Origin of the sequence: Pseudoalteromonas sp. XMcav1-K, assembly GCF_044005875.1 — a bacterium.
In the GTDB taxonomy this organism is placed as follows: Bacteria; Pseudomonadota; Gammaproteobacteria; order Enterobacterales; family Alteromonadaceae; genus Pseudoalteromonas; species Pseudoalteromonas spongiae.
The window spans coordinates 1-23,518 of the sequence record NZ_JBIPJE010000041.1; the positions used below are offsets into that span (position 1 = coordinate 1).

22 protein-coding genes are annotated in these 23,518 nt (G+C 41.3%); 6 read left to right on the forward strand and 16 right to left on the reverse strand.

The window, feature by feature from the left end; genetic code table 11:
- The 6 genes from dnaX to ACHSBP_RS09445 all read right to left on the reverse strand — a co-directional run.
- Positions 1–1,587 (reverse strand): DNA polymerase III subunit gamma/tau (gene dnaX, locus ACHSBP_RS09420; protein WP_395388690.1); only part of this gene is annotated, 1,587 nt, incomplete at its 3' end.
- Complete coding sequence (apt, locus tag ACHSBP_RS09425; RefSeq protein ID WP_010559764.1) at positions 1,588–2,139, reverse strand: adenine phosphoribosyltransferase; 552 nt, start codon at positions 2,137–2,139, stop codon at positions 1,588–1,590. It lies immediately after the preceding gene.
- A 173-nt stretch (positions 2,140–2,312) separates the two neighbouring features.
- A complete protein-coding gene (locus tag ACHSBP_RS09430; protein WP_021033034.1) occupies positions 2,313–2,441 on the reverse strand; it encodes a hypothetical protein in 129 nt (42 codons plus the stop codon).
- Positions 2,442–2,508: 67 nt separating this feature from the next.
- Positions 2,509–3,243, reverse strand: a complete 735-nt coding sequence (locus tag ACHSBP_RS09435) for a DUF2063 domain-containing protein (protein WP_395388691.1) — start codon at positions 3,241–3,243, stop codon at positions 2,509–2,511.
- Entirely contained in the window at positions 3,243–4,058 is an 816-nt protein-coding gene (locus tag ACHSBP_RS09440; RefSeq protein ID WP_395388776.1) for a DUF692 domain-containing protein, read from the reverse strand. Before ACHSBP_RS09440 ends, ACHSBP_RS09435 begins: the two co-directional genes overlap by 1 nt.
- A 110-nt stretch (positions 4,059–4,168) precedes the next feature.
- Complete coding sequence (locus ACHSBP_RS09445; RefSeq protein WP_100913691.1) at positions 4,169–4,708, reverse strand: hypothetical protein; 540 nt, start codon at positions 4,706–4,708, stop codon at positions 4,169–4,171.
- 225 nt (positions 4,709–4,933) lie between these two features.
- Between ACHSBP_RS09445 and ACHSBP_RS09450 the strand changes: the two genes are divergently transcribed.
- Together ACHSBP_RS09450 and ACHSBP_RS09455 are read left to right on the forward strand one after the other, a co-directional pair.
- Positions 4,934–5,899 carry a tRNA-dihydrouridine synthase gene (locus ACHSBP_RS09450; RefSeq protein ID WP_138630482.1) on the forward strand — a complete coding sequence of 322 codons (966 nt, stop codon included), beginning with the start codon at positions 4,934–4,936 and terminating at the stop codon, positions 5,897–5,899.
- Positions 5,900–5,981: 82 nt separating this feature from the next.
- Positions 5,982–6,311: a TraR/DksA C4-type zinc finger protein gene (locus ACHSBP_RS09455; RefSeq protein ID WP_010559758.1), complete on the forward strand. Its 330-nt coding sequence runs from the start codon at positions 5,982–5,984 to the stop codon at positions 6,309–6,311.
- 3 nt (positions 6,312–6,314) lie between these two features.
- Here the strand turns inward: ACHSBP_RS09455 and ACHSBP_RS09460 are convergent, their stop codons facing one another.
- Positions 6,315–7,295 carry a hypothetical protein gene (locus ACHSBP_RS09460; protein WP_395388692.1) on the reverse strand — a complete coding sequence of 327 codons (981 nt, stop codon included), beginning with the start codon at positions 7,293–7,295 and terminating at the stop codon, positions 6,315–6,317.
- A 42-nt stretch (positions 7,296–7,337) separates the two neighbouring features.
- On the opposite strand from ACHSBP_RS09460, the gene ACHSBP_RS09465 reads away from it, so the two are divergent.
- Positions 7,338–7,844, forward strand: a complete 507-nt coding sequence (locus ACHSBP_RS09465) for a diguanylate cyclase (protein WP_010559756.1) — start codon at positions 7,338–7,340, stop codon at positions 7,842–7,844.
- A gap of 256 nt (positions 7,845–8,100) precedes the next feature.
- Here the strand turns inward: ACHSBP_RS09465 and ACHSBP_RS09470 are convergent, their stop codons facing one another.
- The 9 genes from ACHSBP_RS09470 to ACHSBP_RS09510 all read right to left on the reverse strand — a co-directional run bounded on the left by ACHSBP_RS09470 (position 8,101) and on the right by ACHSBP_RS09510 (position 19,958).
- The gene (locus ACHSBP_RS09470) at positions 8,101–9,384 is read right to left on the reverse strand and encodes a lipopolysaccharide assembly protein LapB (protein WP_010559755.1); all 1,284 of its coding nucleotides are present in this window, start codon (positions 9,382–9,384) and stop codon (positions 8,101–8,103) included.
- Between the two features lie 8 nt (positions 9,385–9,392).
- A complete protein-coding gene (locus ACHSBP_RS09475) occupies positions 9,393–10,007 on the reverse strand; it encodes an energy transducer TonB (protein WP_010559754.1) in 615 nt (204 codons plus the stop codon).
- On the reverse strand, positions 10,007–10,411 hold the full coding sequence (locus ACHSBP_RS09480; RefSeq protein WP_010559753.1) for a biopolymer transporter ExbD: 405 nt from the start codon (positions 10,409–10,411) through the stop codon (positions 10,007–10,009). Before ACHSBP_RS09480 ends, ACHSBP_RS09475 begins: the two co-directional genes overlap by 1 nt.
- A gap of 14 nt (positions 10,412–10,425) precedes the next feature.
- Positions 10,426–10,950: a MotA/TolQ/ExbB proton channel family protein gene (locus ACHSBP_RS09485; RefSeq protein WP_010559752.1), complete on the reverse strand. Its 525-nt coding sequence runs from the start codon at positions 10,948–10,950 to the stop codon at positions 10,426–10,428.
- Positions 10,950–12,314 (reverse strand): MotA/TolQ/ExbB proton channel family protein, encoded by a 1,365-nt coding sequence (locus ACHSBP_RS09490; protein ID WP_010559751.1) that lies wholly within the window; start codon positions 12,312–12,314, stop codon positions 10,950–10,952. The genes ACHSBP_RS09485 and ACHSBP_RS09490 overlap by 1 nt, the downstream gene beginning before the upstream one ends.
- 5 nt (positions 12,315–12,319) lie before the next feature.
- A complete protein-coding gene (locus tag ACHSBP_RS09495) occupies positions 12,320–13,090 on the reverse strand; it encodes a DUF3450 domain-containing protein (protein WP_010559750.1) in 771 nt (256 codons plus the stop codon).
- 488 nt (positions 13,091–13,578) lie between these two features.
- Positions 13,579–14,544 (reverse strand): hypothetical protein, encoded by a 966-nt coding sequence (locus ACHSBP_RS09500; RefSeq protein ID WP_395388694.1) that lies wholly within the window; start codon positions 14,542–14,544, stop codon positions 13,579–13,581.
- A 98-nt stretch (positions 14,545–14,642) separates the two neighbouring features.
- Entirely contained in the window at positions 14,643–17,300 is a 2,658-nt protein-coding gene (locus ACHSBP_RS09505; RefSeq protein WP_010559748.1) for a TonB-dependent siderophore receptor, read from the reverse strand.
- A 315-nt stretch (positions 17,301–17,615) separates the two neighbouring features.
- Positions 17,616–19,958, reverse strand: coding sequence for a DNA polymerase II (locus tag ACHSBP_RS09510; protein ID WP_395388695.1), 2,343 nt, complete (start codon positions 19,956–19,958; stop codon positions 17,616–17,618).
- Positions 19,959–20,078: 120 nt separating this feature from the next.
- Between ACHSBP_RS09510 and dinG the strand changes: the two genes are divergently transcribed.
- Genes dinG through ACHSBP_RS09525 form a run of 3 tightly spaced genes read left to right on the forward strand, consistent with a single transcriptional unit; the run spans position 20,079 to position 23,516 of the window.
- The gene (gene dinG, locus ACHSBP_RS09515; protein ID WP_395388697.1) at positions 20,079–22,151 is read left to right on the forward strand and encodes an ATP-dependent DNA helicase DinG; all 2,073 of its coding nucleotides are present in this window, start codon (positions 20,079–20,081) and stop codon (positions 22,149–22,151) included.
- Entirely contained in the window at positions 22,151–22,927 is a 777-nt protein-coding gene (locus ACHSBP_RS09520; protein WP_105171707.1) for a TSUP family transporter, read from the forward strand. Before dinG ends, ACHSBP_RS09520 begins: the two co-directional genes overlap by 1 nt.
- The gene (locus ACHSBP_RS09525) at positions 22,920–23,516 is read left to right on the forward strand and encodes a primosomal replication protein (RefSeq protein ID WP_395388698.1); all 597 of its coding nucleotides are present in this window, start codon (positions 22,920–22,922) and stop codon (positions 23,514–23,516) included. The genes ACHSBP_RS09520 and ACHSBP_RS09525 overlap by 8 nt, the downstream gene beginning before the upstream one ends.
- Positions 23,517–23,518: the final 2 nt, after the last annotated feature.

Below are 23,518 nucleotides of genomic sequence, written 5' to 3' on the forward strand. Positions count from 1 at the left end.
CTGTTGCTGTTGCTGTTGCTGTTGCTGTTGCTGTTGCTGTTGCTGTTGCTGTTGCTGTTGCTGTTGCTGTTGCTGTTGCTGTTGCTGTTGCTGTTGCTGTTGCTGTTGCTGTTGCTGTTGCTGTTGCCCAAACATTTCAGGCGCTGGCGATTGTGATGTCAACTGCTCAGCTTGTGCAAGTACGTCATCCATTTGCTGATTTACTTGCTGCTCTAATTGTTCTTGAGATGGTTGTTCCTGTGAATGTTGTTCCTGAGATTGCGCTGGTGCAGTCTGTACCTGTGGCGCGGGAACTTCTGTTGCAGGAGCAAGCGGTGCTGGTTTTTCTACTACAGGTTGAACAGGCTCAGGTTGTGGCTGCGTTACCTGTTTATTATCGAGTGCTTCTTTTTGTTTTTTTAATTGTTCTTTAAGAGAAACACGCGCGCTTGGCGTTGCTTGTTGAGCTTGTGGCTGTGTTTGCGCTGATTGGTTTTGCTGCGCCGGTGCTTGTGCCTGCATTTGTGCAGGTTCAAACGCCAGTAACTTTAACATCACCATTTCAAAGCCAAGTTGCTCGGTTGGCGCAAGCATTAAATCTTTTTTACCGTTTAGCAGCAGCTGATAGTACACCTGTATTTCTCGGGTATCTGCTTCATTTGCCAGTTCACTAATAAAATCAGTATATTGGTCGCTCAGTTGCGCAGCACTTGGCACCAACTTAGACACGAGTATTAAATGACATAGCTTAATTAAGTCATCGAGTACTGCACCATAGTTGCCATTTTGTAAGCCCAATTTTGCGCTTAGCTCTAATAAGCTATCTCCACGGCTGGCCATGGCCGCAATCAATAAACTTTGTGCCCAAGTAATATCCATTAAACCAAGCATTTGTTTGGTTGCTTGATGGCTAATATTACCGTTAGTTTGAGCGATGGCTTGGTCAGTTAAACTCAGTGCATCGCGCATACTGCCTTTGGCACTTTGTGCCAATTGCTTAAGCGCTTCTGGTTCAAAACCCAGTTGCTCTTGCTGCAAAATATGCGTTAGTTGTGTTTCGATTTCATTTTCCGACAATGCGGCCAAATTAAATTGCAAACAACGCGATAAAATAGTGACGGGTAATTTTTGCGGATCGGTCGTAGCTAGTAAAAACTTAACGTGCTCTGGTGGCTCTTCTAGTGTTTTTAACAGTGCATTAAAACTGTGTTTAGAGAGCATGTGCACTTCATCGATGAGGTACACTTTATAACGGCCACGCGTGGGCGCGTATTGCACGTTATCGAGAATTTCGCGCGTATCTTCTACTTTGGTACGCGACGCTGCATCGATTTCAATTAGGTCGATAAAACGGCCCTGCTCGATATCAACACAGGCATTACAGCTGCCACAAGGCTGACTTGTAATGCCTGATTCGCAGTTTAAGCTTTTTGCAAAAATTCTGGCAATAGTGGTTTTACCTACACCACGTGTACCGGTAAATAAGTAAGCATGGTGCAAACGGTTTTGATCAAGCGCGTTTACTAATGCTTGTTTAACGTGTTGCTGTCCAACTAACTGATGAAAGTTTTGTGGACGCCACTTTCTTGCCAGAACTTGATAGCTCATTTACTCGCCTTCAAACTCAACTAATTTAAGTATGTTTAAACCAAGGCCGTCTAGGCGCGCTTCACCGCCAAGTTCTGGCAATGAAATAACAAATGCTGCGTCGGTTGCGTTACCACCGAGTTTCTCAACCAATTTAACGGTTGCTTCAATAGTGCCGCCAGTTGCTAATAAGTCGTCTACTAGCAATACTTTATCGCCCGCTTTAATTGCGTCTTTATGAATTTCAAGGGTATCTTCACCGTATTCAAGTTGATACGACTGCGATACCGTTTCGCGTGGCAGTTTGCCTGGCTTACGCACCGGGACAAATGGAATGCCTAATTCTAGTGCAAGCGGTGCACCAAAAATAAAGCCGCGAGATTCAGTACCAATAATTACATCAAATTCTTGGTTTTTGTATTTTTCTACCAGTGCTTTTTGCACGGTTTGGAACGCTTTAGGCTCAGCTAATAAACTAGTAATATCGCGGAACATAATGCCTGGTTTTGGATAATCTGGCACAGTCGCAATGCTGTTTTTTACTAGTTCTAGGTCTGAAACTGACAAAGTCATGGTTTTCCCCAATATTTTAATTACAGGTCATTATACAAAGTTTGAAACAAAAAACCTCCGCTTCGCATAATTAATCGAGTCCTTTCGATTATCTATTGCACAACAGGGTATTGCAGAAACAACAAAGGCCGATAAATCGGCCTAAAATCACAAAATATGTGGAAGGTATGGTATTAAGCGCTTAGTAGCGTCGCCCAACCTAGAATTGCATTTAAACAACCAATGCCTGCAAATACAACTAGGAAACCAATAAAGTATTTTGCATTGAACGGGTCTTTAAAATCACCTTTGTGCGCCATCATTACCTCTACATCTTAAGCACGAAAAATCGCCGCATATAATAGTAGAAGTTGATCTAGATCAAAAGTGTTATTTTGTGACCAATACTGCTTTTTGCGCTAAATAGTTAAGTGTAGTGATTAAACCTGTTTCTAGCGTAGCTGGATCAAACTGGGGTAACAGTTGCTGCATTGTGTCGCGTACTGCACTAAATTTAATGGCTGGCGTTGACTCAATTAACTGTACTAAGTGCGCGGTTATCGCATTAATGGCAACAAACTGAATATCATCATCACCGTCGCGATAAATAACCAAATGATTACCTTCTTCAAGTGTCGATAGCTCGGAATTCTCGCTTGATGCGAATTGCACAGGGTAAGCATAACTTACACGCCACGCAAGCGATGAAAAATAAAGTGGTTGCGTTTGGATATCGGATACAGCCTTTTCATTTGGATCTTGATCTGCGATTGAAAGTGCCAATTCAACCCATTCGTAGTGCGCAAGTTCCAACATGTACTCTGGGTCGGCCGCTGTGCGCGTATATTCATTAGATATAAAGGCCAAAAACTCTTCAGAAATTTGCAAAAAGTAAGGTGATTTACAATCATGTTGGCTAAAAAACTTACGTACTAATACCAGCCAATCTTGTTCGCTATAAAGCGACTGAAGTACCGGAAACGCAGAACTGACAAAGCCTTCAATATTGTTAAAGAAAAGCTCTCGGTAAATTGCTAAGCGACGATCTTCAATATCGGGGAACTGGTGATTTTCAGGATCGCGAATATGCTGCATAAAGGCATTTTGGGTAGCTTGAAAACTCATTAAGCTGTTTCTCGCTTAATATTCTCTGCCTGAATTGCGGCAATAGTATCAACTTCACCTAATAATTCGGGCATCGCTGGAATGTTAAAATCACGCTCTAACAAGGTCGGGAATACGCCATGAATTTGATACGCCTCGCGTAGCAATTGCCAAACAGGGTCTATTACATCTGCGCCATGGGTATCAACAATTAAATCATCCGCTTCATTATAATGCCCGGCGATATGGCCGTAGCTAATGCGTTTGGTAGGAAGCCCTTTTAAAAATTCGCTGGCACTGTAACCATGATTTACGGCATTAACATAAATATTATTTACATCGAGTAATAACTCGCAGTTGGCTTCTTCTAAAACCAAGTTAGTGAAGTCTAATTCAGACATTTGCTGCCCGGGCGCTGCGTAATACGATACGTTTTCCATCGCGATAGGCATTTCAAGAATATCTTGCACCGTGCGAATGCGCTCTGCGACATAGCAGGCTGCCTCTTCACTAAATGGAATTGGCATCAGATCATACATATGCCCTGTACCCGAGCAATAACTTAAGTGTTCGCTGTAGGCTTTAATATTATGTTGTTTAAAGAAGACTTTAAGATCTTTAACAAAATCAATATCAAGTGGTTCAGGTGAACCGATTGAAAGGGATAACCCGTGGCACACAAAATTATGTTGTTCGGTTAATTGCTTAAACTTTTTGCCTAATGCGCCACCTAAGATCAACCAATTTTCAGGCGCAACTTCTAAAAAATCGATTTGTTTTGGGTAGTCTTCGATTAATGGATCAAGCATTTCACGTCGTAGACCAAGCCCTACCATTCCAAAATTGTGTTTATTCACCGCCCCTCCAAACATATTTATTCTTTAATTAACTAAAAGGCCAGCTAAGCTGGCCTTTTGACTAGTTAGCCTGAAATAGGGTTAACTAATTACTTGTGACCGCCACACTTGCCTTCGCCACACTTACCTTCTTTTTTAGCTTTTTTGTCGCCGCCACATTTGCCTTCGCCGCACTTACCTTCTTTTTTAGCTTTTTTGTCGCCGCCGCATTTACCTTCGCCGCACTTGCCTTCTTTTTTAGCTTTGTGGTCGCCACCGCATTTACCTTCGCCGCACTTGCCTTCTTTTTTAGCTTTTTTGTCGCCGCCGCATTTACCCTCGCCACACTTGCCTTCTTTTTTAGCTTTGTGGTCGCCGCCGCATTTGCCTTCGCCGCACTTACCTTCTTTTTTAGCTTTTTTGTCGCCGCCGCATTTACCTTCGCCACACTTGCCTTCTTTTTCAGCTTTTTTGTCGCCGCCGCATTTTCCTTCACCACATTTGCCTTCGCCAGCATCAAGCATATAGCCAGATTGCATTGCGGTAACTTGGAAAGGGTTAGCGTTTGCCGCTGTAGAAACTAGGCTTGATGCACCGATTACTGCTGCACCTACTGTTAAAGCTACTGAATTTTTATTAAGTGTTTTCATAGTTGTCTCGTTTTACGTTTACTTGATTGTTTAAAATGACCTAGCTTTTAAAAATATTCTTTCAAATAAATTTAAATTTTTTTGATCAATTCGTTTTGTAAATCTCATTATGGTACAGCTAACCCATTGAGCAATATCAGTTTAGCCTTGTAGTAAAAAAAATAATAGTGTTTCGCTCATAAGCTCGTTAAAATCGCCGCCGAGATAGCTATTACACGGGTTACAATGAAACTGATTTTGGCACCGATGGAAGGTGTTGTTGACTTCCATATGCGACAATTACTCACCGATATTGGTGGATTTGACCTGTGTGTTACTGAATTTATCCGTGTTGTTGATGCATTATTACCTGCTCGTGTGTTTCATCGATACTGCCCTGAGTTAAACAATCAGGGAAAAACCCAATCTGGAACCCCTGTGCGCATTCAATTACTGGGACAACACGCAAATGTGCTTGCAGAAAATGCACAGCGTGCAGTTGAACTTGGTTCTCACGGTGTTGATTTGAATTTTGGCTGTCCTGCAAAAACCGTCAATAAAAGTAAAGGCGGCGCAGTACTACTCAAAGAACCAGAGCAAATTTATCAAATTGTAAAAGCTGTGCGAGATGCGGTGCCTGTGGATGATGAGGTATCAGCTAAGGTTCGCCTTGGTTTTGATGACTGCTCTCAAAGCCAAGAAATTTTTGATGCTGTTTGCAGTGCCGGCGCCTCAAGTATAGCTATTCATGCAAGAACAAAACGTGACGGCTACCGCCCTCCTGCGTATTGGGAAAAAATAAAACCACTCAAAACCACCTCTGATATCAATGTGGTTGCCAACGGTGAGGTGTGGAATTTTGACCATTATAGATTGTGCCAACAACGCAGTGGCTGTGATGATGTGATGCTAGGTCGTGGTGCGTTAGCAAAGCCCGATTTAGCAGCTGAAATTGTCAGCAAGCGCAATGGCGAACATTACACTGCATTATCGTGGCAGCAAATACTACACCATATAATTGACTCATCAATGCATTGTGATGGCGGTAACAGTGAACGTTACTTCGCCAGTCGCACAAAACAGTGGCTTGGCTATTTAAAACTGCAATACACCGATGCAAACCTCTTTTTTGAAGAAATAAAACGACTTAAATCGAGTCAAGAAGTGCTCGATAAAATTTTACAGGCGAGTAACAAAGTTACTACTTGTTGATTCATATCATATCGCGCGTGTATCAAGTCCCTATAATTCAATATTGCACCCTTAGGTGCTAGGAATAAAAAGGGGAATGAGAATGACCGTGTCACTTGAGTTATTCAAACGTAGGCTTGAAGTAGAATTGGAAGCGTTACGCAAAGAGGTAATTGAACATTATGGACAAGTTCAGCCCGCAATTGTTAATGACTTACATGCTATTAACTATAGCGATTGGCCAGACTTTCTGGAACAGCACTTTCTATTAAATCATGAACCTAAACTGAGTCGTTTAATTCAGTTGGAAGCGGCAATTGCGCAATTTGAAATTGGCCAATATGGCTATTGTGCAGACTGTGAAGAACCTATTGAATTAGAGTTACTCGATAACGACCCAGCAACACAACGCTGTAAAGCATGTTCCCATTAGGCATTAGCCTAATGGGATATTTACCATCGCAAGCGCTGGCTCTTGTAATATTTTTGCTAATACACGATTGGCGCGTTCTTCATCAATCTCTAACTGCTTGGTTAGCACTGTAAGTGCATGCTCACTACTCCATGCCTGCGCATGAATACCGAAATCAACTTCTGCAATTACCGCTTGTTCTTTACCAAACGGCACAGCTGCAAATTCCGCGCGGCGATCACTGTATTTTGTACGCCAGTCTAAACCTGAGTTATTAGCGCATTTTGCGCTTGTAAAACAAATCAAAAATTGTGGTTCACTGTCTACACTTTGCTTAATAATTAACAGACGATTTAACACATCCGCAGGTTTTTGAGCCGCATCGGTAAAGTAATTTAAACGTGCTTGATACCAATCTTTACCATTAGGTAAGGCCCCAACGCCTGGGCTTCTACGTGGTGAGTAATCTTTTAAATAACTCTCAAATTCAGCTAATACGGCTTTTGCTGCTGGGAATGGTTCTAGCTGTTGTTCCGCGTTAGCTAGTTGGCGTAACAGCGCGTTTAGCTCAAAGCGACTGAGACGAACTTTGTCTTGATAGGCATTGCTCATTTTTTGCTGACTAAAGGCAATAAAGTCTGCGACGTCGGCATCTTCAACATGAGACGCGCTCTGTAAATAATTTAATACCGGATTGGCATTGTACGGCCAAGGAAAGAAACGTTCGGTAAAGCGCTGCTCTATCGCCAGCAACTGGGCTTCTGGGTGAGGTTTTTCGGATGCTCGCAATAATTGTTTAAATAGACTATCTCTTTGCGTTAAATAACGGTCGCTCATAGGCCACAAAACATCGTTAGGTTCGCTCTGTGACGGGTAAAGCAACGTATTAAGCTGCTTTAAAGACGTTACTAACTCGGGCTCTGAACGGCTGTTTGAGGCATCATCGCAGCCAAATAATAAAAAAGCGAAACAAATTGGTAGTAATAATTGCGTAAATTTAATCAATTTAATCTAACCTTAAAAGAGATGGTAATCTGGAGAGCGCTTATGATTTTTTCTTTTCAAAACGCCTCATTTCGCGATACGGAAACTGGATTATACAACCAAGCATACTTTATGGAAATTTTTAACCGCGAATGGCATAGGTTAATACGTGATAACGATAGTTTGTCTATTCTATTATTTAATCCACATATCAGAACCACTTCTGAGACTGAAAAAGCAAAACTAATTCAAGTCGGTAATATTCTGACCGAGCAAACTCTACGCAGCACCGATATTACGTGTCGCTTTAACGAGCATTGCTTTGCAATGGGGTTATTTGGACTCGATACCGAAGGTACTAAAGTGATTGTTTCCCGCATTCAAAACGCGTTATTAGAGCAAGAGAAGTTGGGCTTATTGCACTGTAACTTAAGCATTGGCGCCGTGAACGTGAAGCCAGAGCTTACTATTGAACCTGGTGCAATTTTTGAAAAGACAATTACCGCTCTTCATTATGCAGAGCAAAGTGGTATTAATGCGTATCAACTAGAAACATATACCATTCACTAGCATTTGAAACGGCTTCATGAATGGAAAATCGGCGCTGTTTTGTAGTGAGTAGATTTAGCGCTGCGTGCCGTGTTGTAGCGAACAAGTGGCATATTGATGTCGATATTCGACAAAAACCACTACAGCAGGTGCATTTTATGTGACGAGTATGTGAATTAATCCGATTGCGAGATTCGACATTTAATTGCCGAAAATAGACGATAAATTTTAGGCATTAAAAAAGCCCCAATTGGGGCTTTTTGTGCGCGTTCAGCTATTAAATTTTAACGCCCTTACGGATCGCTTTGTCTTTAATATACTGAGACCAGCTCTTAGCAAATTTTTTCGTTTGCGGATAATCTATCGCTTTACGAACATTTTGATAAGCCAGCTTATACTTTTCTTGCTGAAGGTATGCTTCTGCAAGGTCTAAGTGGATCTGACCTTTCTTTTTATTGCCAAGCTCAAGTGCTTTGCTAAGGTTTTTAACCGCTAGTGCATAGTCTTCGCTCGTTACGAACATTGAGCCTGCTTTACGATATAACTCAGAGTCATTATCGAAATCAGCTGCTTCAATGTAGAACTTAGCTGCTTTGTTATAATGCTTAGCATTATGGAAATATGCACCTAGTGTCGAAACCGTAGATTTGTCTTTCTTAACTTTCTTTGCTTTTACCGCTTTTTCAAGTGTAACACCTGCTTGGTAAGGCATTTCGTTAAGTGAATACAAACTTGCTAGGAATTTAAAATGGTTTGCTGTTTCTAGCGCACCATTACGCTCTGCAACCTTCGCAGCTGCCAGACCTTTTTTATAGTCTTCTTGCTGCATGTAGAACGATGCTAAACGTGTCCAAAGTTTATATTCATTTGGCCAAATCTTAACTTGCTCTTCACTTGTCTTAACCGCGTTATTGAACTGCTTAAGCTCAACATAAGCACCAACTTTTAGGTCGTAAGCACTTTTTATTGGCTCTTTTTTAGATAGCTCAATTGCACGGTCTGCCGGAGCAATGATATTCTTATACTCTTTGGTTTCGTAGTAAATTGATGCAATCGCTAAATACACTTTTGCGTCTTCTTCACCCGTAAAATCCATCCAAGCGTAGTAAGAATCACGAGCATCTTTATACTGTTTTTCTTGACGCTGTAAGTCTGCAATAAGCTTCATTACAGTTGCTTGGTCTTTAAAGTTAAGAACATCTGGCTTAGCTGCCGCTTTAGCAAGACGAATTGCGTCGTCAAACTTTTCAAGCTGGTAGCTCATTTGCGCCATGTAGTAGTTAACTTGTGCTCTATCAAACTCATCTGAAGGCTCAATTTCCTTCATCATTTGAAGCGCACCAGCTACATCGCCCTCGATTCCCTTTTCCTGGTCGCCGTTGTATACATCAAATGCTTTTACAACTTTTTTACCAGTACGTTCACCCATCACCTTGGTTTTGCGTTTCTTGCGTTCTTCAATCTTCGCAGGATCTGCTTTCGCCAAAGTTGGTGCAGAATAAACTGCACCACCAAGTGAAATTAATAAGGCAAGCGCGGTCACTTTAGATAAAGTTTTCATACTGCCTCCTAACCTTGGTCAAGTTTGAAATCAAGTTGAACTTCAATGCCTGCTTGACGTTGTGGTTTACCATCAACAATCTTAGGCTTGTATTTCCATTTACGTAAAGCACGTTTTGCTTCACGGTCGAAAATACGTTTCGGTTCAGCGTTAATTACTTCAATATCAGTTACACCACCTACTTCATCGATTGTAAAGCGAAGTTGTACCCAACCTTCTTTACCATCACGCGCAGCTTGTGGCGGATATTTAGGCTCAATTCGAACGATTGGTGTAGCATCACCATCTCGGCCAAATGCGCCTGGGCCATCTAGACCACCTGCCGTACCACCAACATCAATTGATGGCATATTAAACTGTAATCCTGAGTTGTTATTACTCGAATTATCAGGTTGTGGCGGCTGCGGTTTAGGCGGCTGCTTAGGTGGCGGCGGAGGCGGAGGCGGTACACGCTTCCTCTCCTGCACCTTTGATTCAGGCGGATTCGTCATAATTTCGACTACAATCTGCTCTTGGTCATTAGCGGCGCGTTTATCGCCGCCAGAAATCAAGAACGCCATGAAATAAAATAAGCCGAAAGTAACTGCCCCACCTGCAATCAGTGAAAACAGAAAACGAATCATTACTTTTCTCCAGCGATTGAAATCTTCAGGTAGTCACCAGTAGCCTTGATCTGGTCCATAACTTTCATAACCACACCGTGCTTCGCTTCTTTATCCGCTTGGATAATCACGACTTCAGTAGGTTGTTCAGCTAATAGACGCTCGATGTTCGCAGATACACGTTCTACATCTACTTGGCGCTTATCCATCCAAACTTCACCGTTACCACGAATTGCAATAAAGATATTTGCATTTTTCTTCTTGGTAGCTTGTGCTGCTTTTGGTTTGTTAACTTCAATACCGGCTTCTTTAACGAATGACGTTGTTACGATAAAGAAGATAAGCATGATGAAAACGATGTCTAGCATCGGTGTCATATCTACCGCTGCGTCATCTTCTTCACGAATACGTTTATTACGTGCCATATTCAAATCTCTCTCTAGTGATGCGGCAAGCTATCGATAAGTTTATTCTTAGCCATCTTCGCTTTCGCTTCTAGACGTGTGCTAAAGAATACACCTGATAGTGCTGCAACCATTCCAGCCATTGTTGGGATCGTCGCCATTGAAATACCTGATGCCATTAAGCGTGCGTTACCAGTACCTTGGGTAGCCATGGTTTCGAAAACCGCGATCATACCCGTTACAGTACCTAATAAGCCGATAAGTGGACATACAGCTACTAATGTTTTGATCAACAACATACGCTCATCTAATTTCTCAGACGCTTCAGAAATCCATGCTTCACGGATTCTGTGTGCATACCAAGACGTAGTGTCCTGGCGGGCGTCCCAGTTAGCGATGATTCCCTTTTTCATTTTAGGAAACACGCTGGTCAGGAACCAATAGCGCTCAATCATTAATACCCACATAAGAAAGAGTGCTATTGCGACCACATATAGTACCTGGCCGCCTGTAGCCACAAAATCCCTGACAGATTCCCAGATCTCCATCAGGACTAGCATTAGGCTTTCTCCTTCTCCGCGTGAGCAGCAATAATACCAGCGCTTTGCTCATCTAGGATGTGTAGTACAGACTTAGAACGGCTTGCAACGATAGCGTGAACTAGGATTAGCGGTAGTGCCGCAATTAGACCTAGAGCAGTAGTTACTAGTGCCATTGAGATTGAACCAGCCATGATCTTCGGATCACCTGTACCGAATAACGTGATTTGCTGGAATGTTTCGATCATACCTACAACAGTACCTAATAGACCCATTAGAGGTGCGATAGCTGCGAAGATCTTGATGATGTTAACACCAGCTTCGATGCGTGGCGTTTCACGTAGAATCGCTTCATCAAGCTTAAGCTCAAGGTTTTCAACATCTTCTGACTTGTTGTCTTGGTAAACTTTAAGAATACGACCAAGCGGGTTGTTTTCGTTTGGTGTGTTAAGATTCTTAAGCTGTGAACGGATCTTACCAGTAGTTAGTGTAAGGTCAGCAAGACGAATAATCGCGATGATGAAACCAATAACTAGTAGTACTGCGATTAGGTAACCAACTGTACCACCTTGGTGGAAACGCTCTTCGTGAGTCGCTTTCTGCGTGTTTAGACGTAGAATTGAACCACGGGTGATATCTGTATAGAAACCAGTGTAAGAACCAGCTGGAGTAGCACGTAGCGCTTCAGCAGAAGACAATACGTAACCATCAGGCTGACGGCCTAGCGGCTGGATTTGCTTAGTTTCTGGGTGGTAAATTAAGTAACCTTGATCAGAGATAAGGTTGAAGTTACCAATACGTGTAACTTTTGCGTTAACTTCTGAACCGTCTAACTGAGCAACTGTAGTTTCGAAAGATGATACTTTCGCAGACTCAGTCATTTCAGTTTGAAGACCAATCCAAAGCTCTTCTAGTTCGCGAGTAGTTGGTAGTTCTTTAGCAGCAGCTAGAGAACGAAGAACTTCTTCACGTCCTGGCTTTTCAGCAGAAACTAGTGACGCTTCGATTGAACCGATTGTTTCAGATGCAGCACGACGTACAACACCGAACATTTCACCAAGCGTACCTTTCGCAGTTTCTAGTTCTGCTTCTTTAGACGCTAGTGTCGCTTCGTTTTGTGCGTATTGCTTCTTAAGACGATCACCGCGAGCTTCTTCAGCCGCTAGTTCACGTTGAGCTTTCTTTAATAACGCTTGCTTGTCAGCACGAGCTGATAAGAACTCTTGCTCACGTTGCTTGTTAATTTTGCCAGACGAGATACGGTCTTGCTTAACTTGCTCAAGGATTTTATCTAGAGCAGCTGTATCTGCGTGTGCATTTAGCGCAGCACCTGCAGAAACAGAAAGAACAGTAGCAACTGCTAAACCTTTAAATAGTTTCTTCATCGTGATTACTCCGCGCCAAAGATTGGAAGGCTAACAATATCGTAAGCTTTTTGCTTACGCGCCATACGAATAAGATCAGTAATAGGGCTGATGTATTCGTCACCTAGCTTGTCCCACTGCTTCGTAGAGTTGTTCCAAACCCAAGCATTCTTAAGGTCTAGAGACTGAGCTACGTAAGCGATACGACCAACACGACCGAAGTCTACAGTGATATCACGACCATCTAGGTTGATAGCACCTTGAGTAGCAGTTACAACAGTGCTGTAATCTTTCTCTGTAAGGTAAGCTTCAAGAACCTGACGGTACTTTTCAGAAGTCGTTACTGATGAGTTAGTCATTAACTCACGTAACTTTTCAACACGGTCTAAACGCTTTTCAGTGTCAAAAGGAACGTCCGCTTTGATGAATTGCTCAAGCGTATCGATCATGCGATACATCAAAGGCACAACGTTACGTTTAGTTGTATCGATTTCTTTGATTTGTTTATTTAATGATTCGATACCAGCATTTTGGTCTGCAACCAAACGTGCTAGGTGATCATTATAAACTTTTAGGATCTCAGTTTGGTTAATCGTAGTGTCATACTCCGCTTTCAGTTCAACTGTTTGCTCGAATACGTTATCGATTTTGTTCTGAGACTTTTGTGCAGCCTTAATAGTCTGACCTTCAACATTGTGAATGTCTTTCAAAGGATCTGCCATCACATTGCTGCTTGTAAGTGCAACCGCGCCAACCAACGCTGAAGCTACAAGACTTTTTCTGATTTTAACAGACATAGTTCCCAACCAATTAAGTAATGTTACTTTTTTAGAATTTAAACTGATTAAAACTCAATCATGAATGGTGCACATAAAAAATGCACCAACTCACCAATAATGCTAAATGCATAGAAGAGTGTCAACAGCCAAACTTAGTAAAATACTGCTCTAAGATAAACAAATGCTTTAATGCAACAATTTAATAAACAAACTGTTTACATTCGAGCTTTTGTTAATCGCGCTATACCGTCCAAGAAAGAGAGTTTATAGCCATATCAGATTGGCTTTAGTAAAAAATTATTAACAATTAACGCAATTAATTTTTTTTTCAAAAAAAACGTCTAGGTAGAAAGTTATTGAAAGGTTTTTAGGCTGAATTGATAAAGATATTCTGTTTTTAAATGACTAAATATGCATTTGGGTACGCATAAGTATATAAAGAAGCATAAAAGTCATGCTTCTTTATATAAGCTTACTTTAATAGACTCGACAAAACGATTATAAATTCATTCAATATGACTGTGTTCGAAGACGACAAACCAAGCTAGTATTTCGCCAGACTCATTCAGAACTTCACTTTGTTCGGTAGCGGTCAATCCATTTAACTTCGCGTATTCAATAAGTGAAGATAATTTATCTGATGTTAAAGCCGCATCTACCAACTCAGACAAACGATTCTCTAATGTTTCGATCTGTGTCTTAAGATATTCGATAAATTGCTTTTTAACATGACGTTCTGAAATGACGCCAATTTTCATAAACTGAGATACATATTCAGGTAAGCTCGTATCCTTTACAGCCATTTCATCATATTCAAATAATTCTTTTAATAAGTAATTTAATTGATGTCGGTGATGCTCAGCATCTCCATTTAGTTTTAATAGCCTAAGTGATTCTTTGCTCGTTATATCAAAAGAGCATTCAACGAGGTTAATGAAATGTCCCATACAGGCTCTAAACGCCTCTGACCTCACTAACGTAAGCGTTCTTTCATTTCGCTGAATTATTACAGAATTAGAATGATGCATCATTAAGCCGATCTTACCATTAGCACTTAGACGCTTTTTAGATGCAATTATCGACTCACTTATATCAGAATATTCGATACCGAATTGAGAAATAATTAGCTCATAATTGTCATCCAATTTGTCTACATCTTCAGCTTTAAATAACTCTCTAAATAAAATATTGTTTTTAAACTTGTGTGCTATATCAATCGCATGGTTATTAATTTTAGCAAAATCAATCGCTGTTATACTGCCACTTATCTTATTAACGGATGCAAAATCATCCACTAAAATCGCTAACCCGCCATTTCCTGTTGCAATATCAAGGCATTTAAATCCGTCATTTAGAGTTGAAAATAAAGGGAACCATTGATCTTTTAACACCCCCGTATAAGTTTTTTTATAACTTTCACCAAATGACGTTAAATGACCTTGCTTCCAATATTCGCTCCAATGTGAAGTCATCAAAAAAACTCCTTTATAATTTATATATATTAGCTAAATCAATTCCATACAAATAAAAAAAGCCTGCAATTGCAGGCTTTAATACATCTTAAATCTTATTAGAATTTGTAGCGGAAACCTACAAAGTATAAACGACCAACGATGCTATATAAGTTTGAATCGTAACCTAAGTCACTATCTAAAACAGGATCTTCATCTGTTACATTATTAACACCAGCAGTAATGTCTAAATTCCAAGGTGTTGCATATGTATAGTTTAAGTCAACGATATTGTAATCGTCTAACTCGCCAACTGCAGTGAAGATGGTACCTGTTTCGTCTGTTTCAGTTTCTTCAGCCTGAGATGCAATATGGTTAAGATTCACATTAAGAGTGTGATCTTCGAATAACCATGTAGCACCTAGTGAGATACGACGCTCAGGAAGACCATTACGACCGATCTTGTTAACCTTAGGTAAACCAATGATATCTGGCTCTTCATAAGACAGAACTTCTGACCAAGCAAAGTTAGTCTTAATTTCACCTGCACCACCTAAATCGAATAATGCATTTGCTTTGAAATCAAAACCATCTGTCGAGAAACCAGGAATATTTGCCATAGGTGCCGTAACAAGAAGTGAACGCGCCGTTGGGTTACCACCACGATCTACAGCTGCACCTTCATAACCTGGCGCGTTATCATTTGGATCTTCTGGATCACCTAGTAAGCCAATGTTTTCTAAATCAAATACGTCTTGAGTTGATAAAGAAGAAACTTGGTTAGTGATGTCAATATTGTAGTAATCGAATGAAACGTCAACATTGTCCGTTACATTATATACAATACCAAAGTTAACACTTTCAGACTCTTCAGGTTTAAGGTTTTCAGTACCAATAAAGTAAGTCGTGTGCTGTTGCGAACGACAGTCTGAACGGTTAGTTCCTGCTGCTGAACAAAGTACCACGTCTTTCGCACTACTTGCCGATTCTTGAGGTGCTTTATATAAGTCTTCAAGTGTTGGAGCGCGGAAACCTTGACCCCATGATGCGCGTACAACAAGAGATTCAAACGGTTGGTAACGAAGTGAAGCCTTAGGCACAAACGATGAACCAACATCGCTAAAGTCATCATAACGACCTGCGAAGTTAAATTCTAAGCTATCAAGTACTGGTACTACTAATTCAGCAAATACTGCGTACTCTTCACGGTCACCTGATGCAGAACCACCTGCTGTACCAATGATGTTCTTAGCCTCATTTTGTGCTTCCGCTTGGTCATAATATGTTGTTTCTTTGTAGTTTGCGCCAACATAAAGAGCTACTGAACCAGCACCCAAGTCAGCTAGTTCATTGAACGTCATACCACCACTGATTTCGCGAAGTGTACTACCTGAGCGACGGTTACTGTTAGCAGCTAAGTCAGCAAGTTGCGCTGTATACTTCGACTGATCTGGGTCACGAGGATCCCAACCATCACGAATTGCTTGCTCAACGCTTGGGCGGTGAACGTAACCTTGGCCCCACTCGTTCATGTCATAACGGTTATAGTGAGCATCTACGTGCCAATCAAATAGATCTGTAAGACCTTCTAAAGAAGCGGCCCAATCTTGCATGTTACTTACTTGCCAAGTATCACGTGATGCGCCAACATTGTTGAAACGGTAGTAACCACGGTCACCTTCGTTAACTGCTGTTAGACCATTTTCAGCTGGCATGTCCATAGGGAATGTGAACCAACCTGCTGCAGGAGCGTAACGACCAAAGCTTTCGTTACGAGCATGTAGAGAACGGAAGTTAAAAGTTGTGTTATCACTTACTTCATAGTCGTAATCTACGAATACTGAATCACGTTTCGTTGAAGCAGCATCTGCTGATACCGCTGTATAATCGAAATGACAGCCGTCGTCTGCTGGATAATCTGGCGCATCATTGTGATAACTGAATAAGTCACCGTATTGTGAACAGTCTTGGCCACTAATCATCGGGTTGAATTCAAACGTAGTCATATCTAAGATATTACGGCCGTACCAGCTTAAACCAGTAGTACCACCGTAAGTGCCTGAACCATCGTCCGTAGAAGACGTAAACCAACGGTCGCGTGCGAAAATGATATCGCGTTCGTCGTGTTCATAGCTGAAAACAATGCTTGATTTGTCATTTGAAAGACCAGTGATGATTGAGAATGAAGACTCATCACCACCACCGTCACGGCTTGGGCTACCAGCTCGAGCTTGAACTTGAACACCTTCAAAGTCGTCACGAAGAATGATGTTTACAACACCTGCAATAGCATCTGAACCATAAACCGCAGACGCACCATCACTCATAACTTCGATTCTTTCAACCGCAGCGAAAGGAATTGTATTTAAGTCAGCTGCACCACCACCCATTACAGGTGAACCTGGCATTTTCTTACCGTTGATAAGTACCAATGTACGGCTTGAGCCTAAACCACGTAAATTTACAGTAGCTTGGCTTTGTGCAGTATTACCAGATGAAGGTTGGATTGAACCAAAAGAGTTAAACGTAGATCTGTTTAACACGTCAGAAACGCTTAATTGACCTGAATTGTCTAAAGACGCTCTGTCAATTACAACTACAGGGTTCGCACCTTCCATATCAGTACGCTTGATACGAGAACCTGTTACTTCGATACGTTCAACAGCTTCAGCTGCTTGTTCTTCAGCGGCATTAGCGTTTGCTGCAAACACAGCAGTGCTAGCACCACCGAAAGCGATCGCTAAACGAACCGCCTTCGCTAGTTTATTATTTAACATTTAGATTTCTCCCTGGACCACATTTGTGGATTTACTTTTATTCACAATCTAACAAATTGTTGATTGATTTTTTTGAGTCGAAACTCATTTATCCGAGGGCAATAATAATCATAAGGGCAAACACCGGTCAACATGTGTTTATAAAGTTTTAACATTTAAGACTTAGATGTTTCAGTTAGATCACATTTATACACACTTAGAAACACACCGCTTTTAGGTACACGAAAAATATAAAACTCTGATTTAAAACAAAAAAAACCCTGAAGCCTCGTAAGCTTTAATTGTAATCAAAAAATTACATTTTTTTTGAACTTTTTAGAAAAGGCTTTGTTGCTCATTAACTAACTGCTCAAAATTTAACATTAACGCCTTTTCAAGCGCCTCTACAATTGGCTTTAGTTGCTTATCTAAGTAATGTTGATAATCGATTCGATTTACGTCTGACACATCGCCTTCGGCTAAGTAAACGGGGCCGTCAAGTGTTACAAGATAATTCACCCAGTCGCCTCGTTTGATGAAAAAATCGGGGTGTTTTAGCTGGTAATCTAACACTGCTCTAACATGAGGTGGGATATTACGGCGATACATTTCAAGCTCTTGCCCCAAGCGCTTGCGATATACAAGTTTGTGATCAAAAGCGCCAGATTTAAGGGCACTAACCTGTTGTGTGATGTATTCATCGACAGCTTGATTGCTAAATAGTCTTTGGTACAACTCGGTCTGAAACTCTTTCGCTAGGCGAGTCCAATCGCCACGTGCCGCTTCAAGACCTTTAAATATTAGCTCTCCAGCTTGGTTAATACCGGCATAACGCTTCTTCGACCCGGTTGTTTCACCGCGCAATGTCGGCATAAAGAACGGCTGATAATGAGTTTCAAACTCAATTTCTAGTGCACTGTCTAAACCTTTTTCGCTCAATTCAGCCTGCCAGTATCTATTTATTTTGTTAACTAATTGCTTACCTATGTCGTTACATGTTGCTTTACAGGCTTCTCCGTCTATCGAGACAAAGGTTGAATCCGTATCACCATAGATCACTTGGTAACCAGCTTGTTCTATTAACTGCTTGGTTTTTTTCATAATTTCATGACCACGCATGGTAATCGAACTTGACAACCGCGGGTCATAAAACCGGCATCCAGTAGAACCCAATACGCCATAAAAACTGTTCATAATAATTTTTATGGCGTAAGACATAGTTTCATCTTTGGCTTTTTTTGCCGCTTCTCTTGCTTGCCATAGCTGACTGATAAGCGAAGGAATAAAATGTTCAGTGCGTGAAAACTGAGCGCCGTTAAATCCCTCGATCGCATCATCTTCCATTAACCCTTCAACTAACCCCATGGGATCAATCTTAAAAGTGCGAATAATTGATGGGTAAAGACTTTTATAATCGAGGACCAAGACATTCTGATAAAGCCCTGGAAGTGAGTCCATTACATAGCCACCTGGGCTTTCAAATTGTACTGGGGAGTCACCTAAATTAGGGGCGATATACCCAGCACGATGTAAATGCGGCAAATATAAATTGGTAAACGCCGCAACGGAACCACCTAGGCGGTTTAAATCAAGCCCTGTGAGTTTGGACCTTGCAATTGCAAAATCGATTAGCGATTTGTTCTGAAAAATATCCCATACCAGCTTACAGTCTTGCAGATTGTATTTGGCTAACGCTAGTTTTTCGTGTTTAAACTGGCGTTCGATTTCTGCAAGCGTATCGCCGCCTTGGATCAGCTTTTCTTCACCGAGTAATTCGTAGCTTACTTGCCCTAAACGAAAGCTAGAAAAATGGTAGCTTGCGTTTTTCAGCATATCGATACCATCGAGTACCATACGGCCGGGTAAATTAAGTTTATTGATTTTTGATTGCGTCACTCGAAGCTGACTTGCAAACCGTCCAAGCGACAACGTTACACCCAGTGCTTCTGCTCGCTTAGCTAACATCGAAAAGTCAAAATCAATAACATTCCAACCTATAAACACATCTGGGTCTAATTCTTGTGTAATGGCAACGAAGCGTTTGAGTAAGGCGGTTTCATCAGCAACCCACTCCAACCACTCATGACTTTCACCTTGCCCTATCATTACCACTTTTTGGTAATTCGCATTATAAAAGCCTATCGAATAGAGCACCCCTAACCCACTGCACTCTATATCGAGTGAGACACAAGTCAATTCGTGCGCGGCTAAACTCGCTTGTTCACTTTTAGCAAGTTTTGCTTGATACAAACAATGCACACCCTGGCTAAACTTATATTGCCCTTTTGCCCATGCTTGCCCTTGAATAAAACGCTCCATTAAATAGCGCTCGGCGTGGCGAATATCCTGTTCATACAGGATCACACCGGCTTCATTTGCTGTTTCTTTTGCAGCAAAAAAAGCTTTCAAGCTAGTGAAATAAAATCCGCTAACGTTACTTTGATTAAAATGTTTTAGCGGCAGCGACTTTTGCTCAAAAGCAATCCCCTCTCGATTAAGCGCATCGGCAAACCATTTGGCATCTTCTGATAAACAAAATACCACTGCCTGTTCGCCTGTAACTTCCACGCGTACAGGGCCTTCTTTAGACTTTAACCAAAACACTAAAATCAGCTTACCGTCACGGTCAAACTGTTGCTTGGTTAAAATTAACCCAGAAAAAGTACGCTCAATTACCATTATAACTATTATTAAACTTGATTATCGCGACAGTCTAACAAAAGAAAAAATGCCTGTATTGCATTGTTATTAATTACAAGCACCTTTAAAATCGCGAAAACGCCTTTTCTCGGACCTAACATGCTGGCTGACTCCCTAAAAAAAACTATCCGCACTATTCATACTAATATTGCAGCCAAATTACCTGATTACCGTTCACGTCCGAGTCAAAATTACTTAGTGGCAGAAATCGCTAAAACCTTAGCGGGAAACTACCACCGTACAGAGCGCATTGCAGTAATAGAAGCAGGCACAGGTACAGGCAAATCGTTAGCATATTGTATTGGTGCGATTCCCTACGCAAAGCAGCACAAAAAAAACCTGATCATTTCAACCGCCACAGTTGCGTTACAAGAGCAACTAATCAATAAAGAACTGCCATTTTTTGCAAAGAACTCAGGGATTGAAATTAGCTTTGAGCTCGCAAAGGGACGTCAGCGTTATGTTTGCGCTGAGCGTTTATACAACGCGCTCGTTGATGATCCATCACAGCTTAATTTTTTAGCGACCACCGATGCGCCACTGAATGAAAAAGAGCAAGATAGTTTAAAACAACTGCAAGCCGCCTATAAGAAAGGCACATGGCAAGGCGATAGAGATACTTGGCCGAAAGTCATCTCCGACAATGTATGGCGTTTAATTCAAAGTGATAAACACTCATGCCAACGTCAATTAGCTAGCCATGCACACTGTCCGTTTCATAGTGCTCGCGATCGTTTAGCCAAAGCTGATGTGATCATTGTAAACCACTCTTTATTGCTTGCTGATCTAGAACTCGGTGGTGGGGTTATTTTACCTGAACCGGCAGACAGTATTTACGTAATCGATGAAGCACATCATTTACCACAAGTGGCACGCGACTTTTCATCCGCATCAAGTACTTTAGTAGCTACTTTAGAGTGGTTAGATAAGCTAGCTAAATTTAACCAAAAAATGGCTAATGCGATTAGCTCAACACGGGCAACGGGTCTCAACTTTAAACTTGCAGACGCGATCAACGACAGTGCAAAAGACTTAAAAAATGTGAAAACGTTTTTTGCCGATAATTACTTTGAATTTAACGAAGATAATGTGCACCGTTTTGAGCAAGGGCAATTACCAAAAGGTATCAGCAATTGGGTGAAAGATTTAAAGCAATCATCAAACAACATGCTTAAATTTCTTACCAAAATGCACGACGCGCTTACCTTAGATTTGTCTGATGGCGACGTGAGTAAAAAAGTCGCCGAGCCACTGCTATCTGAAAGCGGGCATTACTTAACGCGCCTAGATGGCTTCGCTAAGTTATGGGGAAACTTATCTATTGAACAATCAAATCCTCCCCATGCACGCTGGCTTAAGCAACTTGAATACAAAAATCACGTTGATTATCTGTTGGCTGACTGCCCTATTCAAGTCGGCTATTATTTACACGATAAGCTATGGCAAGAATGTGCGGGAGCCGTACTTTGCTCCGCAACCTTATCGGCACTTGGTTCATTTGACCATTATGCCTTTGAAGCGGGCTTAAAGCCTATCGAAGGGGTTAAGTACATCAAAGCGCAATCGCCTTTTGATTATAAAGAAAATGCTGTGCTGACTATTCCTAACATCAGCAAAGAGCCAAATCATAAAGAATTCAGCGACGAGTTAATTAAAACCCTGCCCAATTACATTAAAAAAGATCAGGCAAACTTAGTGTTATTTGCCTCTTATTGGCAAATGAACCAAGTGGCAGAGGGTCTTAGAAAAAAAGGTTTCAGTTTATTACTGCAAGGAGAGGCCTCTCGCGATGCGTTACTTACGCTTCATCGCGACAAAGTTAAAAATGGAAAAGGGTCAATTTTGTTTGGCACCCAAAGTTTTTCAGAAGGGTTAGACCTACCAGGTGATTTACTTACAAACTTGATCATCACCAAAATCCCATTTGCAGTGCCCACCTCGCCGATAGAGCAAGCACAAAGTGAATATATCGAAACGAAAGGTGGTAATCCATTTTTGTCTATCACCGTACCCGAAGCGGCAAAGAAATTAGTGCAAAGCTGTGGTAGACTGCTTCGTAAAGAATCTGATCGTGGTGAAATAACCATTTTAGACAGACGCTTAGTTACCAAGCGCTACGGTAAAGCCATGTTGGATTCGCTACCCCCGTTCAAACGAAAAATCGAGTATTAATGATAGAACTAGCTTTAGAGCCAACAACTTGGCTTGTGCTTTGCTCCGCAGCATTGGCCGCAGGGTTTATAGACGCTGTTGCGGGTGGTGGCGGAATGTTAACCGTGCCTGCCCTTTTAACCGCTGGCCTGCCACCGCATTTAGCACTCGGCACCAACAAGTTAGCCGCTAGTTTTGGGTCATTTACAGCAAGTTTTACGTATTACAAAAAAAAGCTTTTTAACCCACGTTTTTGGCTGGTATCAGCCTGTGCAACTGCCCTAGGTGCAATCTTTGGTACATTAATTGTTGATTTTCTTACCCAAGAGTTTCTTAACTTATTGCTACCTGTGGTGATTATTGTGGTGGCAATATATAGCTTATTTAATAAAAGCCAATTTGCAGAAAATATGCAGCTGCCAAGTCAAAACTCACAGCTAAAAGTAAAGCAAAGTTGGCAAGGGCTTATTCTTGGCTTTTACGATGGTGTTGCAGGGCCTGGTGCGGGCACATTTTGGACCGCTTCAAACAGCTTTTTGTATAAAATGGGTATATTGCTTAATTGCGGTTTAGCACGCTCGATGAACTTCATTAGTAATGTGGTATCGCTAGCTACCTTTATTGCCCTTGGCCATGTGCATTTTATGTTAGGTTTAACCATGGGCGCGTTTATCATGCTCGGTGCATGGATAGGCGCACATTCGGCGATTAAATTCGGCAGCAAGTTAATTAAACCTGTGTTCAATACCGTTGTCATTGTGTTAGCCATAAAATTGATTTTAGATGTCTATGCTTAAAACAAGTGCACAAGTCGAAACGCTTAAAAACCAAGTTGAACGCTTAAAAGTTAGCTGCCAACAGTTTGACCAGCAAAATTTATTTAAAAATGAACGCTTTGTAAAAAACCAACACGGTTTATTTGAACACCACCTATTTCGCACTAAAAGCGTAAAGTTAAGTGATTACTTAAATGAAGTATTTGATAATATCGACGCACTTCCCTCAAGCGAACGAAGACATGCCCAGCGTTTTGCCCTTGAGTCAATTTCACAGCAAATTGACGCTATTATCACTGCCTTAAAAGCCACCAGCGTTTGGCAAAAAGAACAACAATTTAAGCCAGTTACTCGCTATAAAAAAGTAGTTAAAAAAATCATTCAATCATCGCAAGAGTTGTATCGTGAACTATCTCAAAACCATGAGTTTGAGCGTCGCTTACAAGAAATGATTGAACTTAGGCAAAACGAGAAAATAAACTCCAGTGCTGAGCGCGCCAAAGAGTTAAATAACGAAATCCTTGTGCTACATGGTAGGTTGGGCCGTTGCCGTAAGGCCATCACGGCCGTCGAGGAAAAAATTCAACTAGCGGAGAAATCAAACCGATAATG